Below are 13,721 nucleotides of genomic sequence, written 5' to 3'. Positions count from 1 at the left end.
ACGACACGTCACAGCAGGCGGCCGAACCGGGTCAGATACAGCGGGCGACCGACGGCGCTCAGCTGGCGCAGAATGTCCTCGAGCCGGGTCCGAGGCAGGTCCATGCGCCATTCCGCGACCGTGGCCGACAGGCGCACCGCCCCCGGCGCGAAGCTCACGCCGGTCAGTTTCACGCCGTGCGGCAGTTCGGGCAGGCGCACAGGATAGGCCGGAGTCCGATCGGGCAGCTGCCAGCGCGACCGGCCGAACGCCAGACCGCGTGGCTTGAGCCAGAGCGTCGAACCATCCATCCGGGCGTCGACCTCCAGGTGGCCGGCCGCGGGCCGCCGCGCCAGGCGCAACCGGGCGACCCCGTCGGCGCCGACCGCCCCGGACAGTCGGGGCGCGACAAACCGGAACAAATCGTCGAGCGCCGCCGCCGGCACCTCCAGCGTCAGCTCGACCGGAGCCGCGACCAGCACCGGTGGTGTGGTCGGTCGCATGTGCACGTTGTGCAGCACCGCCGTCGCATGGGTGAACTCCGCTTCGTTCCACCGGATGTCGCGGGCGGCCAGCCGAACATCGTTGAGTTGGCCGACCGACAGCCCTCGCACGTCAAGCCGCGAGTCGAACTCGGTGACCGTCAACGTCAGGTCCCCGTTGTCGAGCCTGACTGTCCGGCGCCGGCCCACCACCAGTCGGCGCACGGTCATGAACAGGGTGCGGTACGCGGCGGCGGCTCCGCTGCTGACCGGCGCCACCGCCGCCGAGGACCACAGCGCGGTCAACATGTCGACGGGGCGGAACGGATCGAATCGGCGCAGCGAGCCGGGGCGCGTCATGGCTCCAGCATTCCCGCCGCGGCCCGTTCCGTACAGTCGGGCACATGACCTCCGTGGTAATCGTCGGCAGCGGATTCACCGGATTCGAATGTGCGCGGGCGCTGGCCCGCAAGTTCCGCAGAGAGGGTGCGGACGTGGAGATCTCGATCATCTCGCCGGTCGACTACATGCTCTACACCCCGTTGCTACCCGACGTCGCGGGAGGTCTGGTCGACGCCCGGTTCGTCGCGATCCCGTTGGCCAATGCGCTGCGCGGGGTGCAGGCGATCCGCGGCCGGGTAGACGAGGTCGACTTCGACGGGCACACGGTCACCTTCACCGACCCCGAAGAACGGTCCCGCATTCTCGAGTGGGACCGCCTGGTGCTGACACCGGGTTCGGTGACGCGGCTGTTCGACGTGCCCGGTCTCGCCGAGCATGCCCGCGGCCTGAAGTCGACGGCCGAAGCGCTCTACCTGCGCGACCACGTGCTCGAACAACTCGAACTCGCCGACGTCGACGACGATCCGGGCCGGGCGGCGGCCCGACGCACGATCGTCGTGGTTGGCGCATCGTATTCGGGCACCGAGTTGGCCGTACAGCTGCGCGCGCTCGCCGACGCCGCGGCCAAGCAGATGGGCTTCGACCCCGGCGAGGTGAATTTCGTCCTGCTCGACCTGGCCGAGCAGGTGATGCCGGAGGTCGGCGAGAAACTGGGCGCTGCCGCGCAGCGAGTGCTGCGTTCGCGCGGCATCGACGTTCGGCTCGGGGTCACGCTGAAGGAAGTGCACGCCGAACACGTTGTGCTCAGCGATGATTCGTTGATCCGCACGCACACCGTCGCGTGGGTCACCGGCGTCACGGGTGCGCCGCTGATCGAGAAACTGGGGCTGCCCACCGAGCGGGGCCGGCTCAAGGTCACCACCGAACTGCAGGTGCCGGGACATCCGGACGTGTTCGCGGCCGGCGACGCCGCCGCGGTGCCCGATGTCACACAACCGGGCAAGATCACCCCGCCGACCGCTCAACATGCCACCCGGCAGGGGAAGGTGTTGGCGCGCAACGTCGCTGCCAGTCTCGGCTACGGCAAGGCCAAACAGTACAAGCACCGCAACATGGGTCTCGTCGTCGACCTGGGCCCGCACTCCGCGGTGGCCAACCCGCTCAACATCCAGTTGTCCGGCCTCCCCGCCAAGCTCGTCACGCGGGCCTACCACGTCTATGCCATCCCGCGCGGCGTCAACCGCTGGGCGGTGACACTGGCGTATCTGACGGACCTGTTCTGGGAGCGCTCCGTGGTGTCGTTCGGGCTGTCTTCGCGGGAAGACGCCCGGTTCTCGGCCAGCGAGGGCATCCCGATGCCGAAAGCCGAGTGATTCAAACCCGGTGAACCGGGGAACTGTGACGGCATGGCTACGTATCGCGTGCTGAACCCCAAGGGCGAGGTCGTCGACACCAAGGACATCGAGAGTGCCGATGACGCCCACGCCTGGTTCGTCGATCAGAAGGCCGACCCGGAACTCGGCTGGCGCATGGAGGTCAAGTCCGACGACGGGGACTGGGACTTCTTCGACAGCAGCGAGGGCGACCGCAAATACTGACGCCCGGCGGCCTCTGGACCGAAGAACGGTGAGAACGTGCCGAAGCGCAGCGCGGGGTTGCTGCTGTACCGGGTCACCGACGGCGCCGTCGAGGTGCTCATCGGCCATCCGGGTGGGCCGTTCTGGGCGCGCAAGGATGACGGCGCCTGGTCGGTCCCCAAAGGCGAGTACGCCGAGGGCGAAGACCCGTGGAGCGTCGCGTGCCGCGAGTTCGAAGAGGAACTGGGCAAGGCACCGCCGCCCGGCCCGCGAATCGACTTCCCGCCAGTCAAGCAGCCGAGCGGAAAAATCATCACGGCGTTCGCCGTGCGCGGCGACCTCGACCTGGCCGGCACCTTCTCCAACACGTTCACGCTGGAATGGCCGAAGGGGTCGGGCAAAATCAGGGAATTTCCCGAAATCGACCGGGCGGCTTGGTTTTCCGTGGCGCAGGCGCGGTCGAAGCTGTTGAAGGGTCAGCGGCCGCTGCTGGACCTTCTGTTGGCGGCAATCGAAGACGACGAACGTCTCGGGTCTCGATCGCATTGATCGTCAACGCGCGGCCGTGAATCCGCCAGCCGACCCGCGTGCGCAGGTACTCGTCGTCGTAGCGCAGATGCCACACCAGATCGGAGGCGTGCTCGCCGCGTAGCGAGAAGTGGTGGGCGATGCAGGTGATCCGGCCCAGGGCGTAGTCGGGTTCGTCGGCCGCCGCGTATACCTCGCCGACGATCGCGTGCTCGGTCCGGGCGATGACTGCCAACGACGCCATGGCCGTTCGCACACCGTCGCGGCCGTGGTGGCGGCGTACCGGCTCCAGTGTCCGCGGCGGGTCCGGCAGGCGCAGTTCGGCGTTGTCGGTGAACAGTTCGGCGACGTCGTCGAACCGGCGGTCGTCGACGGCCGAGGCGTAGATGTGCACCAGATCGGCCAGTGCCAACCGGTCGGCTGTGCTCAGCATCACGACGTCAGCCCCAGCCGCTGCGCGCACGCCGACGCCATGTCGCGCGCTTCGTCGAGGTCGGACGTCGCCGGCATCGCGAGTATCAGGCGGTCCGCGCCGCGCTCGGAGAGTTTGGCCGCCCGCTCACCGTCGATCTTGGTGACCAGATGGCCGAGCGAGAGTTCCAGCACATCGGGATCGCGCCCGCAGCGCTCGGCCTCCTCGCGCATCAGCGAGACGAGTTCGGCCAGTTCGGCCCCGCCGACACCGAGCGGCTGGAACCCGTCGCCGAGCCGGCCGGCCCGCCGCGCTGCGGCCCTGCTGTGGCCGCCGATGTGAATGGGTATGTGCGAGAGCGGTTTCGGATAGCACATCGCGTGGTCGAAATCGAAGAACTCACCGTGGAAGCCGACGCCTTCGGGGCGGTCCTGCCACAGCAGCCGCAGCACCGCGAGCTGCTCGTCGGCGCGTCGGCCGCGGCTGGCGAATTCGGTCCCGCAGGCCTCGATCTCCTCTTTGAGCCAGCCCATCCCCACGCACAGCCGCAGCCGTCCACCCGAGAGCGCATCGAGCGTGGCTATCCGTTTGGCCAGCACCACGGGATGGTGGTTGGGCAACACGAGGACCCCGGTGGCGAGCCCCAGCCGACGGGTCTGCCCGGCCAGAAACGCAAGCAGCTCAAGCGGATCCGGCACCGCACAGTCGGCCGGCAACTCGACGCGACCGGCGGCGTCGTAGGGGTAGACGCTGTTGTACTGCGCCATGAGCACGGTGTGCTCGACAACGACGATCGATTCGAACCCGCACTGTTCCAGGTGCCGCGCGAAGGCGGCCATGAACCCGGGGTCGGCGGTGACTCCCGCGGCGACGGGCGCGATGACGGCGTATTTCATGGCAGAGGCGGGAGGCCGTTGCTTTCGCGGATGTCCCTTCGGCATTCGCGCCGGGTCTGCCCGGTCTGCTGCATGCACACCCGCACGGGGGCTTCCTCGGCGACCGGCAGGGGTGCGTCGGTCGGCTCGGTGGTCACCGTCGGGCTCGGGATGTCGCCTTCGGTCAGCGACCAGATCGAGGCGCCGGTGGTCTGCAGCGTCGAGCAGTACGCCGTCGAGCCGTCCTCCGTCGTCGCGGTGCTGCCGACGGGCGAGCAGTCGGCCCCGATCACGGCTACCGGTGCAGCGGCCGCCGTCGCCGTGGTGGTCGTGGTGGTCGTGGCGGTTGTCGGGGGAGTGGCGGCAGTCGCCGACGTGGTCGGGGCGGGGCCGGCGCGCGCGGCTTCCTCTTCGTCGGCGCGGCCGTACTCGAAGGCTGCCACCGCGATCGCCACGACCAGCAGCACGGCGAGGATCACCGGCACGATCACGCTCGCGCGCGGCAGCGGCCGTTTGGGCCGTTTGGGCTTTTCGGGCCGGGTGGCCGCTTGGGCGAGTCGGGTGGCGTCGTGGTCGTCGGGCGGGGCGGCGTCCAGGTGGTGGCCGAGCGCCCTCGCGAAATCCGCGCAGCGCGTGAACCGGTCTTTGGGGTCCTTGGCCAGGGCCTTGGCCAGCACGGGATCCAGGCTCGCGAGATCAGGGCGGTCAGCGCCGATCGCTGGTGGGGCCGCCGACAGGTGCTGGCTGATGACGACCGCCGGGTTCGAGTGCTGAAACGGCGGTGACCCGGTCAATAGGTGAAATGCGGTGGCGGCCAACGCATACTGGTCGGCCCGGCCGTCCAGTTTTTCGCCCATCAGTTGCTCGGGGGCGGCGTAGGAGACGGTGCCCACGGTCATGTTCGTCGCGGTCAGCCCGCTGATGTCGTTCTCCCAACGCGCGATCCCGAAGTCGGCCAACAGAATTCGTTCGCCTCCGGAGTCGGGACGGGCGAGCAGGATGTTCGCGGGCTTGACGTCGCGGTGCAACAGTCCGCCCTGGTGGGCGTAGTCGAGGGCGTCGGCGATGGCACAGATGATCGAGACGACCTCCCGCGGCGGCATTCCATCGGGGTATCGGTCCGCAAGCAGGCGCGCCGCATCAGTGCCCTCGACGTAGTCCATCGAGATCCAGATCTGGCCGTCGGATTCACCGCGGTCGTGCACGCCGACGATGTGCGGATGCCACAGGGTGGCGGCGATGTCGGCCTCGCGCTGGAATCGCCTGCGGTATTCGTCGTCGGCCGACACCGAGGCGGGAAGCACCTTGAGCGCGTCGCGGCGCGGCAGGCGCGGATGCTGGGCCAGATAGACCTCGCCCATGCCACCGGCACCGAGCAGTCGCACGATGGTGTAACCGGCGAACGTCGCACCATCGGCCAACGGCATGGGCGAATAGTACGAGACGCAACTACAGATCGAGCGTCAGATGGCCACCCTCGGCGGCGCGCGAGACGCAGATCAACATCTGCCCGCCGTCGCGTTCGGGTTCGGTGAGCAGCACGTCGCGGTGGTCGACGGCGCCCGCCAGCACGTGGCTACGACAGGTGCCACAGAAACCCTGCTGACACGAATACGGCGCAGCCACCCCGGACCGGCGCAGCGCGGCGAGCAGGGTCTCGTCGGCGCGGACGTCGACGGTCTCGCCGCTGGAGGCCACGGACACCGAGAACGCCTTGCCGTCGACGACCGGCGGGGCGGCGAACCGCTCGAAGTGCAGTTCGACGTCGTCGCGGCCGACCAGCCGCTCGCGGATCGCGGTCAACATCGGCGCCGGGCCGCAGGCGTAGACCGCGGTGCCGCCTGGGCACTCGCCGAGCAGCTCCTCAGCGGTCGGCAGGCCGCTGATGTCGTCGGTACGGATGCTGACCCGCGCACGCGAGGAGCAGGAGTCACTTGAGTCGCCGAAGGCCGCGACCTCATCAAGGAACGGCAGGCTGTCGCGACTGCGACCGGTGTACACCATCGACCAGTCGACGCCGAGGCGCTGCGCCAGGCCCAGCATCGGCAGGATGGGGGTGATCCCGATACCGCCCGCGACGAACCGCAGCCGCTGGGTCGGGGAGCCGTAGCCGGGCACGGTGAGCGGGAACGCATTGCGGGGGCCGTGCGAGGTCACGGTCGTCCCGGGCCGCAGCACGTCGTGCACCTCGATCGAACCACCGCCCCCGTCGGGGATGCGCCGCACAGCGATGCGGTAGGCGTCGCGGTGCGCAGGGTCGCCACACAACGAGTACTGACGCACCAGACCGCTCGGCAAGGTGATGTCGATGTGCGAACCGGGATGCCACCGGGGCAGCGGTCCGCCGTCGGCGGCAGTCAACGTCAACGCCACCACGTTCTCGTCGCGCGCCACCACCCGCCGGTCGGCGACCCGCAGCACCCGGGTCCGATCCAGTTCGGGCGGCGGTGTGACCCGCCGGGTGGCGGCTGCCAGCGTGGCCATTCCCGAGATCACCGCGTCGGCGAACCCCACCATCAGGCTGCGGCGGTCCTGCCGCAGCGGATTGGCCGGCAGTTGCCGGTAACGTTCCCGCAGACCCATCAAAGGTGCGCGGCGCGTGCGGCGGGTGAGGTGGCCAGATACGCGACGGCCTGGGCGGTCGATCCCATCTCCTCGGGCGAGTAGCCGGGTCGGAAGTACGCCAGCGTGTTGACCCCGAACAAGGTTCGGAACTTGGGCAGCAGGCCGAGTTCGGAGTCGCGCATCCGCAGTCGCTGCATCGTCGGCCATCCGATGTCGTTGTTCGGATCGGACTTGAGCAGATACCAGGTGCCGCGCTGGAAGAACGCGAACATCGCCGTCGCTGCAAGCATCATGGCCCGGATCCGGTCGGGATAGCTGTTGTGGAAGTAGACCGCGACGTCGTGGGCGACGCAGCGATGCTCGACTTCCTCGCTACCGTGCCAGCGGAACAGGTCGACCAGCGTGGGGTGGGCGCCGTGCTCGTCCCAGGACGAGTTGAGCGCGAAGTCGCCGAGCACCGCGGTGTAATGCTCGATCGCCGCGATCAACCACAGCCGCTCACACAGGTCGTTCAGCCGCCGGTCGGGGTCATCGGATTGTGTTGGCGCCAGGACCTTTTCGAACATGTACTCGACGAGGTCGAGCACCGGCGCGGGGTCAACTCCGTTGCCGACGAGGAACTCTCGGATCACGTCATCGTGGGCGGCGGCGTGTGTCGCTTCCTGGCCGATGAAGCCGCGGATGTCGTCGGCGAGCTTGGGATCGCGCACCAGCGGCAGCGCCTCGTTGTACGTGCGGACGAACCAGTGCTCGGCGGCGGGCAGCACCACGTTGAACAGGTTGATCATCGTGGAGGCCACCGGATGACCGGGGATCCACTCCAGGGGGATGTCCGACAGGTCGAAATGCACCTTGCGGGCCTGAATCTGGACCGGCCCCGGATCGATCTCCCGGGCGAAGCGGCGCGGTAACAGCATGTCAGCCTCCAGTCGAAGCCGTGTGTACGCAGTCTAGAAGAGGTGGCTGGCGACGCAGGTTTCAGGTTCGCTCGCGCTGTCAATATGTTCGTTCATGGCGGGGATCGAGAGCGTTCTCGAGTGGGCCAAGCAGCAAGTGGCGGCCCGGGTCCCCAAAGCCGATCTGGATCAACGCGACCCCGACTACATCCGAGAGCAGTTACCGGGCCTGTGGCTGTTGGCATCGCTGTATTTCCGCGCCGATGTGCGCGGTCTGGACCGCATCCCCGCCGACGGGCCGGTGCTGCTGGTGGGCAACCACAGCGGAGGCAACCTGCCGCCCGACACCTTCGTCTTCACGCTGGCGTTCTGCTCGTACTTCGGCGTCGAGCGACCGTTCTATCAGCTTGCCCACAACCTGGTCGTGTCGATGCCGGGGCTGGGCTCGCTGCGCAAGTTCGGCACCGTCGCCGCCAACCACGACAACGCCACGCTGGCACTGAAGTCGGGTGGAGCCCTTCTGGTGTATCCCGGCGGCGACTACGAGGTGTTCCGGCCGTCGTGGAAGCGCCACGAGGTCGACTTCGGCGGCCGCAAGGGCTACGTGAAGCTCGCCCGCGAGGCCGGTGTGCCGATCGTGCCCGTGGCCAGCGTCGGCGGCCAGGAAGCGGCGCTGTTCCTCGACCGCGGGCAGTGGCTGGCCAAGCTGCTGATGGTGGACAAGACGGCGCGCCTCAAGAGCGTGCCGATCCTGGTGGCGCCGCCGTGGGGCCTGACCGTCAGCGACATGGTGCCGAGGCTGCCGTTGCCGACCAAGATCGCCATCGAGGTGCAGGACCCGATCGACGCCGACGACATCGCGGCCGGTGACGACGATGTGATCGACAAGAGAGTGCTGACCAGCCTGCAAGCTGGGGTGGATCGGCTGGCGGCGCGACGACGCTTCCCGGTGCTCGGATGAGGGTGCAGCGGCGGTGCGTCATCGACGCCGACCGGGAGCGGGTGTGGAAGGTGGTCAGCGACCCCGGCTGCTATCCGGAGTTCATGTCCAGCCTGGAGCGGTGGGAGACGCTGACCGACGACCCCGCCGGACGAGGCGCCCGCTACACCGTCCACTGGAAGGTGGGCTCGGTGCCCATCGGCGGCACCGTCGAGGTCGTCGAGTTCGACCCGCCGCGCGAATTGTCGTGGATCGGGATCACCGGGGTGTCGCAGCGCGGCCGGTTCCGGTTGCGTGAGACCGAGGACGGGCGGACGACGGTCATTTTCCGGCTGTCCTACGAGTCGGCCGGAAACCTCCTGGGACTGATCGCGGACCGGGTCGCCGCGCGGCAGGTCGGCCGCAACATGGGCAAGACGTTGGCCAGCCTGCAACAGCTGGTCGAGGCCTGAGGCGTCAGGCAGGCGGCGGCGCAGCCGCGCCGGGCGCACCCTGGATCGGCACCACCGGGGTGGGCGTCACCGTGGTGACGCCGTTGCCGCCGACTCTGGGCCCTCCGGACGGCCCCATCTCGGCAATCATGTCGGCCGCCTTCTGGCTGCAGTCGAGCATCAGCAGGATCCGGCCGCCTGAGGTCATCTTCTGCTGGTCGACCAGGCACTCCGCCTGCGGCAGTACGCTGCCGAACGATCCGCCGAAGGATCCCTTCACGCCTTGGAACTTCAGGATCTGCAGCGCCTTCTGATACGGCTCGCCGACCACGTTGTAGTTGTTCGCCGACGGCTGGGACAGCGCGACACCGGCGCCGACCAGCGCCACGGAACCGACAGCGACGAGCCCACCGCTGAGCACAACAAGCTTGTTCACGGATCTCCCTAGGTCGGTGCGGTGCGAACATATCGCAGACCGTTCGAATGTGAAACCGGAGGACGACCCGCCCGCGTTACACCGTCGGACGCACCGCAGCCCGCATGATCTCGCCCAGTCTCGCTGCGTTGGCGTCCTCGAATACGTCCTCCAGCAGGAGTTTCCTGCCGTCGGGATCGCTCAGCGGGACCCTCCAGTTCGGATACTCGTCGGTGGTGCCCGGTTGGTTCTGGGTGCGCAGGTCACCGACCGCGTCGGTCAGCGACAGCGACAGCAACCGCGATGGTGTGCGACCGAGATAGTGGTGCAACGCCTCGACGATCTCGGTGGCACCGACGTCCTCGGGGTCGCCACGCAGCAGGCCGACGCGGCGCAGTTCGTTCAACCACCTCGCCTGCTGTTCGCGGTCGGCGGCCAGTTCCTCCTCGGCGGGCCGGGTCAGCAGCCCGAGTTCGTCGCGGAGTCGGACGTGCTCGCCGGCCAGGTAGCCGGCCGTCGGAGGCAGATCGTGGGTGGTGACCGCCGACAGGCAGTACTCGCGCCACCGCTCGGCGGGAAGCGGGCCACCGTCACCGTCGCGGTCGGCTTCGAACCACAGGATCGAGGTCCCGAACAGGCCGCGCTCGCGCAAGTGGTCGCGCACCCACGGCTCGACGGTGCCGAGGTCCTCGCCGACGACGACGGCTTCCGCCCGGTGCGCCTCCAGCGCGACGATGCCGATCATCGCCTCGTGGTCGTAGCGCACATAGGTGCCTTCGGTGGGCGGTGCGCCCTGCGGAATCCACCACAACCGGAACAGCCCGATGATGTGGTCGATCCGCACCCCGCCCGCGTGCCGCAGCACAGCGTTGACAAGAGCGCGGAACGGCTCATAGGCGAGCTTCTCGAGTTGGTCCGGCCGCCACGGTGGCTGCGACCAGTCCTGGCCGAGCTGGTTGAACTCGTCCGGCGGCGCACCCGCGGTGACCCCGAGCGCCAGTACGTCCTGCAGCGCCCACGAATCCGCGCCGTTGGGGTCCACACCGACAGCGAGGTCGTGCATGACGCCCAGGCTCATGCCCGCCTGCAGGGCGGTGGCCTGCGCTGCGGTCAGCTGGTCTTCGAGTTGCCACTGCAGCCAACGGTGGAAGTCCACGGCGTCGGCGTTCTCGGCGGCGAAGTCCGCGACGGCCTCGTTCGCCGGATGCTGCAGCTCCGAGGGCCACTGATGCCAGTTGGTGCCGTGCCGCTCGGCCAGTGCACACCAGATCGCAAAGTCGTCCAGGCTGGCGCCCTCACGCTCGCGGTAGGCGGCGTAGGCCAGCTGCCGCCCCGCCGACCGCGGCACCGCGTAGACCGCCTCCAGCGCGGCGCGCTTGGCCTTCCACGCGGCGTCGCGGTCGATCTGGTCGGTGCGCCGGGCCCGCGACTGCAGGAACTCGCGCGCCTTGCCCATCCGGTTGCGGCGACGGACGTAGGCGTACTCCGGGACCGCCTCGACGCGCAGGTAGATCGGGTTGACGAAGCGGCGCGACGTGGGCAGGTAGGGCGACGGTTCCATCGGCGCGACGGGAGCGGCCGCATGCAGAGGGTTGACCAGGATGAAGCCCGCGCCGTGCCGGGCCGCCGACCATACGGCGAGGTCGGTAAGGTCAGTCAGATCGCCGATGCCCCAAGATCTTTCCGACCGCACGCTGTACAACTGGGTGGCCAGCCCCCACTGCCGGCCCGCCGGCGGCTGCAGCGACGCCGGCGAGACGATGACCGGTGTGCTCGTCTCCGACGAGTCGGCCTGTAAATGCAGGCGGTGGTATCCGATCGGTAGGTCGGCGGGCAACTCGAACGTCGCCTCGCCGACCAGCCTGCCGTCCAGATCGTATGGCGGCCTGTAGTTCTCGAGTTGAAGCAGATCCGCGCGGACCGTCCCGTCCTCCAAGTGGATCCGGAGTGTCACCGGGCCGCCGTGGGTGACGTGGACCCAGAACGCCGACGTGACACCGGCCCGCCCGACGATGGTCGGCGGCAGGCGACGCGTCCAGTATTCGCGGTCGTGCGCGGTGAGCGCGGCGATGCGGTCGTCCTCGGTGGCGGCGGGGACACCCAGCGCCGCCAGCACCGAGATCAGCGTCGAACCCGCTACGGCGGTGCGCGTGCCGGTCCAGTCCTCGTATTCGGCTGCGACACCGTAGCGTCGCGCCAACTCCACCAGCGACGCGGGCGGCCCGGCCTGCTCTGTCATGGCGTCAATCTTGCCTGGCGGGGCAGCGACTCGCGGATCGACACGATCCGGTGCGTACCCGCCGCGCGTCCAATGTGAACCCACTGCGAAGAAACCGCCGCCGCAATTTCGCGGTGGCGGCACCTTCGGCGTTGATCTGGTCTGGTCGTCCTCGCGTAGGGTCGGCCGCATGGCGGCCGACCGGTTGGACACGGCGCGGGCGCAGCACCGGCGGGCCCGCATCGCGGTGGCCGCGCTGTTCTTGAGCAACGGTGCGATCTTCGCCAACCTGCTGCCGCGTTACCCGGAGATCAAGACCGACCTGCAGTTGTCGAACGCGGTGTACGGCGCGGCGATCGCGGCGTTCTCGGCCGGCGCGCTGGTGGCCGGACTGACCGCGGCGGCGCTGATCCGGCGCTACCGCTCGGCACGGGTGGCGGTCGTCGGCACCGTCGGCATCGCGGTGTTCGTCGTGGCCGCCGGCCTGGCATCGAGCCCGCTGATGCTGGCGGCGGCGTTGTTCGTCGCGGGCGCATCGGATGCGATCACCGATGTCGCGCAGAACGCGCACGGGCTGCGGTTGCAGCGCAACTACGGCCGCTCGATCATCAACTCGTTTCACGCCGTATGGTCCGCGGGCGCGATCGTCGGCGGGTTGATGGGCGCCGGTGCGATCGCGCTCGGCATCTCCCGCACCGCGCATCTGACCACCGCCGCGGTGTTGTGCTGCGCGGTGGTCGTGTTCGCCTATCCGTATCTGCTGAAGGGTGCCGATCACGACGATCATCCGGCGGTGCACGTCACCGGTGCCGGCGGGCCAGGGGCGGCGGTGTACGCCGCGCTGCTCGCGCTGGTGGTGATTGCGGTCGCGGGCGCCACCGTCGAGGACGCCGGAAGTTCCTGGGCCACACTGTATCTGCGTGACAGTCTGGATGCGCCGGGCGCCGTCGCCGCGTTCGGCTACATCGCGCTGGCCGGGGCGATGTTCGTCGGGCGGTTGATCGGCGATCGCCTGGTCGACCGGTTCGGCGAGCGGGCGGTCGTGCGCGCCGGAGGCGTCCTCACCGCCGCGGGCATGGGTGCAGCATTGGCGTTTCCGTCCGTACCCGCCACTATCGCCGGGTTCGCCGCCGCCGGTTTCGGGGTGGCCACCCTGATCCCCGCCGCCATGCACCGCGCCGATCAGCTTCCCGGGCTGCGGCCGGGCAGCGGGTTGACGGTGCTGACCTGGCTGATGCGGATCGGGTTCTTCGGAGCGCCGCTGATCGTCGGCGTGGTCGCCGATGCGACGAGCCTGCGGATCGGGCTGCTCAGCGTCCCCGTGGCCGGCGTGGTGGTGCTCGCGCTGGCCGGTGTGCTCAGTGCGCGGCGCCCGCCAACTCGATCGTGAGCACGCCCGCGACGATCAGCGCAATGCCCGAGGTCATCAACCAGGTGAGCGGCTCGGCGAACAACACCCGCGCGATCAGCGCGACGAGCGCGACGCCGCACGCGGTCCAAACCCCGTAGGCGATGCCGACCGGCATCCCGAATGCCAGGGTCAGCCACAGCAGGTAGAACGACGCCAGGTAGCCGAGCACCACGGGCGCGATCCAGGCCTTTTTGCGGAAGCCGTCGGAGGCCCGCAGCGACAGCGTCGCGACGACCTCGACGGCGATGGCGCCCGCGAGCGTCCACCACATCACGTCTCGGCCGCCCGATGCGAGCCGAGTTCGATGAGCAGGACGCCGGCGATGATGAGCCCGATGCCGGCGACTATCGGCCAGGTGAACGGGTCGCCGAACAGCAGGGCCGCCAGCACCGCGGTACCCGCCGTGCCCAACGCACCCCAGATGCCGTAGGCCACGCCCACCGGAATCCCGGCGCGCAACACCATCGTCAACAACACGAACGCGCAGACATAGCCGACGACCACCGCAAGCAACCACACCGAATGGTCTTGCGAGGCACGCAAAGACAATGTCCCCGCAACCTCAGCGACGATGGCCCCACCGAGCAACGCCCACTTGATCACGCCACCAAGCTATCGGAGGCCGGTCGTGCCGCGCGTAGCCTGGTGAG

15 protein-coding genes and 1 pseudogene are annotated in these 13,721 nt (G+C 69.1%); 6 read left to right on the top strand and 10 right to left on the bottom strand.

Translation table 11 applies throughout. The annotated features are described in order from the left end of the window. Window positions 1–8 precede the first annotated feature (8 nt). Complete coding sequence (locus G6N18_RS04280; protein WP_067214151.1) at window positions 9–821, bottom strand: LmeA family phospholipid-binding protein; 813 nt, start codon at window positions 819–821, stop codon at window positions 9–11. Between the two features lie 44 nt (window positions 822–865). On the opposite strand from G6N18_RS04280, the gene G6N18_RS04275 reads away from it, so the two are divergent. Genes G6N18_RS04275 through G6N18_RS04265 form a run of 3 tightly spaced genes read left to right on the top strand, consistent with a single transcriptional unit; the run spans window position 866 to window position 2,929 of the window. Beyond that, window positions 866–2,176, top strand: coding sequence for an NAD(P)/FAD-dependent oxidoreductase (locus G6N18_RS04275; RefSeq protein ID WP_067214150.1), 1,311 nt, complete (start codon window positions 866–868; stop codon window positions 2,174–2,176). Window positions 2,177–2,209: 33 nt separating this feature from the next. Then, a complete protein-coding gene (locus G6N18_RS04270; protein ID WP_067214149.1) occupies window positions 2,210–2,401 on the top strand; it encodes a hypothetical protein in 192 nt (63 codons plus the stop codon). A gap of 36 nt (window positions 2,402–2,437) precedes the next feature. Beyond that, window positions 2,438–2,929, top strand: a complete 492-nt coding sequence (locus G6N18_RS04265; protein ID WP_067214148.1) for an NUDIX hydrolase — start codon at window positions 2,438–2,440, stop codon at window positions 2,927–2,929. A 22-nt stretch (window positions 2,930–2,951) separates the two neighbouring features. On the opposite strand, the pseudogene G6N18_RS04260 reads toward G6N18_RS04265, so the two are convergent. From G6N18_RS04260 to G6N18_RS04240, 5 genes and pseudogenes are all read right to left on the bottom strand, one after another. Next, window positions 2,952–3,341, bottom strand: a pseudogene (locus tag G6N18_RS04260) (nuclear transport factor 2 family protein); the annotation flags it as partial. After that, window positions 3,341–4,216, bottom strand: a complete 876-nt coding sequence (locus G6N18_RS04255) for an LLM class F420-dependent oxidoreductase (RefSeq protein WP_067214147.1) — start codon at window positions 4,214–4,216, stop codon at window positions 3,341–3,343. The pseudogene G6N18_RS04260 and the gene G6N18_RS04255, both read right to left, overlap by 1 nt. Further along, on the bottom strand, window positions 4,213–5,622 hold the full coding sequence (locus G6N18_RS04250) for a serine/threonine-protein kinase (RefSeq protein ID WP_067214146.1): 1,410 nt from the start codon (window positions 5,620–5,622) through the stop codon (window positions 4,213–4,215). The genes G6N18_RS04255 and G6N18_RS04250 overlap by 4 nt, the downstream gene beginning before the upstream one ends. Window positions 5,623–5,644: 22 nt before the next feature. Beyond that, window positions 5,645–6,778 carry a PDR/VanB family oxidoreductase gene (locus G6N18_RS04245; RefSeq protein WP_083004219.1) on the bottom strand — a complete coding sequence of 378 codons (1,134 nt, stop codon included), beginning with the start codon at window positions 6,776–6,778 and terminating at the stop codon, window positions 5,645–5,647. Beyond that, window positions 6,778–7,677, bottom strand: a complete 900-nt coding sequence (locus G6N18_RS04240; protein ID WP_083004216.1) for a metal-dependent hydrolase — start codon at window positions 7,675–7,677, stop codon at window positions 6,778–6,780. Before G6N18_RS04240 ends, G6N18_RS04245 begins: the two co-directional genes overlap by 1 nt. Before the next feature lie 94 nt (window positions 7,678–7,771). On the opposite strand from G6N18_RS04240, the gene G6N18_RS04235 reads away from it, so the two are divergent. Both G6N18_RS04235 and G6N18_RS04230 read left to right on the top strand, forming a co-directional pair. After that, complete coding sequence (locus G6N18_RS04235) at window positions 7,772–8,617, top strand: lysophospholipid acyltransferase family protein (RefSeq protein WP_067214143.1); 846 nt, start codon at window positions 7,772–7,774, stop codon at window positions 8,615–8,617. Beyond that, entirely contained in the window at window positions 8,614–9,048 is a 435-nt protein-coding gene (locus G6N18_RS04230) for an SRPBCC family protein (RefSeq protein WP_083004212.1), read from the top strand. Before G6N18_RS04235 ends, G6N18_RS04230 begins: the two co-directional genes overlap by 4 nt. Window positions 9,049–9,052: 4 nt before the next feature. Here the strand turns inward: G6N18_RS04230 and G6N18_RS04225 are convergent, their stop codons facing one another. Both G6N18_RS04225 and malQ read right to left on the bottom strand, forming a co-directional pair. Further along, on the bottom strand, window positions 9,053–9,463 hold the full coding sequence (locus tag G6N18_RS04225; RefSeq protein ID WP_083004209.1) for a hypothetical protein: 411 nt from the start codon (window positions 9,461–9,463) through the stop codon (window positions 9,053–9,055). Between the two features lie 76 nt (window positions 9,464–9,539). Next, window positions 9,540–11,681, bottom strand: a complete 2,142-nt coding sequence (gene malQ, locus G6N18_RS04220; RefSeq protein WP_083004346.1) for a 4-alpha-glucanotransferase — start codon at window positions 11,679–11,681, stop codon at window positions 9,540–9,542. Between the two features lie 169 nt (window positions 11,682–11,850). On the opposite strand from malQ, the gene G6N18_RS04215 reads away from it, so the two are divergent. Then, window positions 11,851–13,050: an MFS transporter gene (locus G6N18_RS04215; protein WP_067214140.1), complete on the top strand. Its 1,200-nt coding sequence runs from the start codon at window positions 11,851–11,853 to the stop codon at window positions 13,048–13,050. On the opposite strand, the gene G6N18_RS04210 is transcribed toward G6N18_RS04215, so the two are convergent. Together G6N18_RS04210 and G6N18_RS04205 are read right to left on the bottom strand one after the other, a co-directional pair. Beyond that, window positions 13,019–13,342 (bottom strand): DMT family transporter, encoded by a 324-nt coding sequence (locus tag G6N18_RS04210; RefSeq protein WP_067214139.1) that lies wholly within the window; start codon window positions 13,340–13,342, stop codon window positions 13,019–13,021. The genes G6N18_RS04215 and G6N18_RS04210 overlap by 32 nt on opposite strands. Continuing rightward, window positions 13,342–13,674, bottom strand: a complete 333-nt coding sequence (locus G6N18_RS04205; RefSeq protein WP_067214138.1) for a DMT family transporter — start codon at window positions 13,672–13,674, stop codon at window positions 13,342–13,344. Before G6N18_RS04205 ends, G6N18_RS04210 begins: the two co-directional genes overlap by 1 nt. Window positions 13,675–13,721 lie beyond the last annotated feature (47 nt).

The organism is Mycolicibacterium celeriflavum (assembly GCF_010731795.1).
Lineage (GTDB): Bacteria > Actinomycetota > Actinomycetes > Mycobacteriales > Mycobacteriaceae > Mycobacterium > Mycobacterium celeriflavum.
The sequence above is the reverse complement of the archived record's forward strand: the minus strand, read 5'-3'. Positions and strand labels throughout refer to the sequence as shown.

Bases quoted from the DNA above. Each gene is read 5' to 3' on its own strand.
- G6N18_RS04210 (WP_067214139.1), bottom strand. From the start codon at position 13,342: ATGTGGTGGACGCTCGCGGGCGCCATCGCCGTCGAGGTCGTCGCGACG.
- G6N18_RS04215 (WP_067214140.1), top strand. From the start codon at position 11,851: ATGGCGGCCGACCGGTTGGACACGGCGCGGGCGCAGCACCGGCGGGCC.
- G6N18_RS04240 (WP_083004216.1), bottom strand. From the start codon at position 7,677: ATGCTGTTACCGCGCCGCTTCGCCCGGGAGATCGATCCGGGGCCGGTC.
- G6N18_RS04230 (WP_083004212.1), top strand. From the start codon at position 8,614: ATGAGGGTGCAGCGGCGGTGCGTCATCGACGCCGACCGGGAGCGGGTG.
- G6N18_RS04270 (WP_067214149.1), top strand. From the start codon at position 2,210: ATGGCTACGTATCGCGTGCTGAACCCCAAGGGCGAGGTCGTCGACACC.
- G6N18_RS04255 (WP_067214147.1), bottom strand. From the start codon at position 4,216: ATGAAATACGCCGTCATCGCGCCCGTCGCCGCGGGAGTCACCGCCGAC.
- G6N18_RS04280 (WP_067214151.1), bottom strand. From the start codon at position 821: ATGACGCGCCCCGGCTCGCTGCGCCGATTCGATCCGTTCCGCCCCGTC.
- G6N18_RS04235 (WP_067214143.1), top strand. From the start codon at position 7,772: ATGGCGGGGATCGAGAGCGTTCTCGAGTGGGCCAAGCAGCAAGTGGCG.
- G6N18_RS04275 (WP_067214150.1), top strand. From the start codon at position 866: ATGACCTCCGTGGTAATCGTCGGCAGCGGATTCACCGGATTCGAATGT.
- malQ (WP_083004346.1), bottom strand. From the start codon at position 11,681: ATGACAGAGCAGGCCGGGCCGCCCGCGTCGCTGGTGGAGTTGGCGCGA.
- G6N18_RS04250 (WP_067214146.1), bottom strand. From the start codon at position 5,622: ATGCCGTTGGCCGATGGTGCGACGTTCGCCGGTTACACCATCGTGCGA.
- G6N18_RS04245 (WP_083004219.1), bottom strand. From the start codon at position 6,778: ATGGGTCTGCGGGAACGTTACCGGCAACTGCCGGCCAATCCGCTGCGG.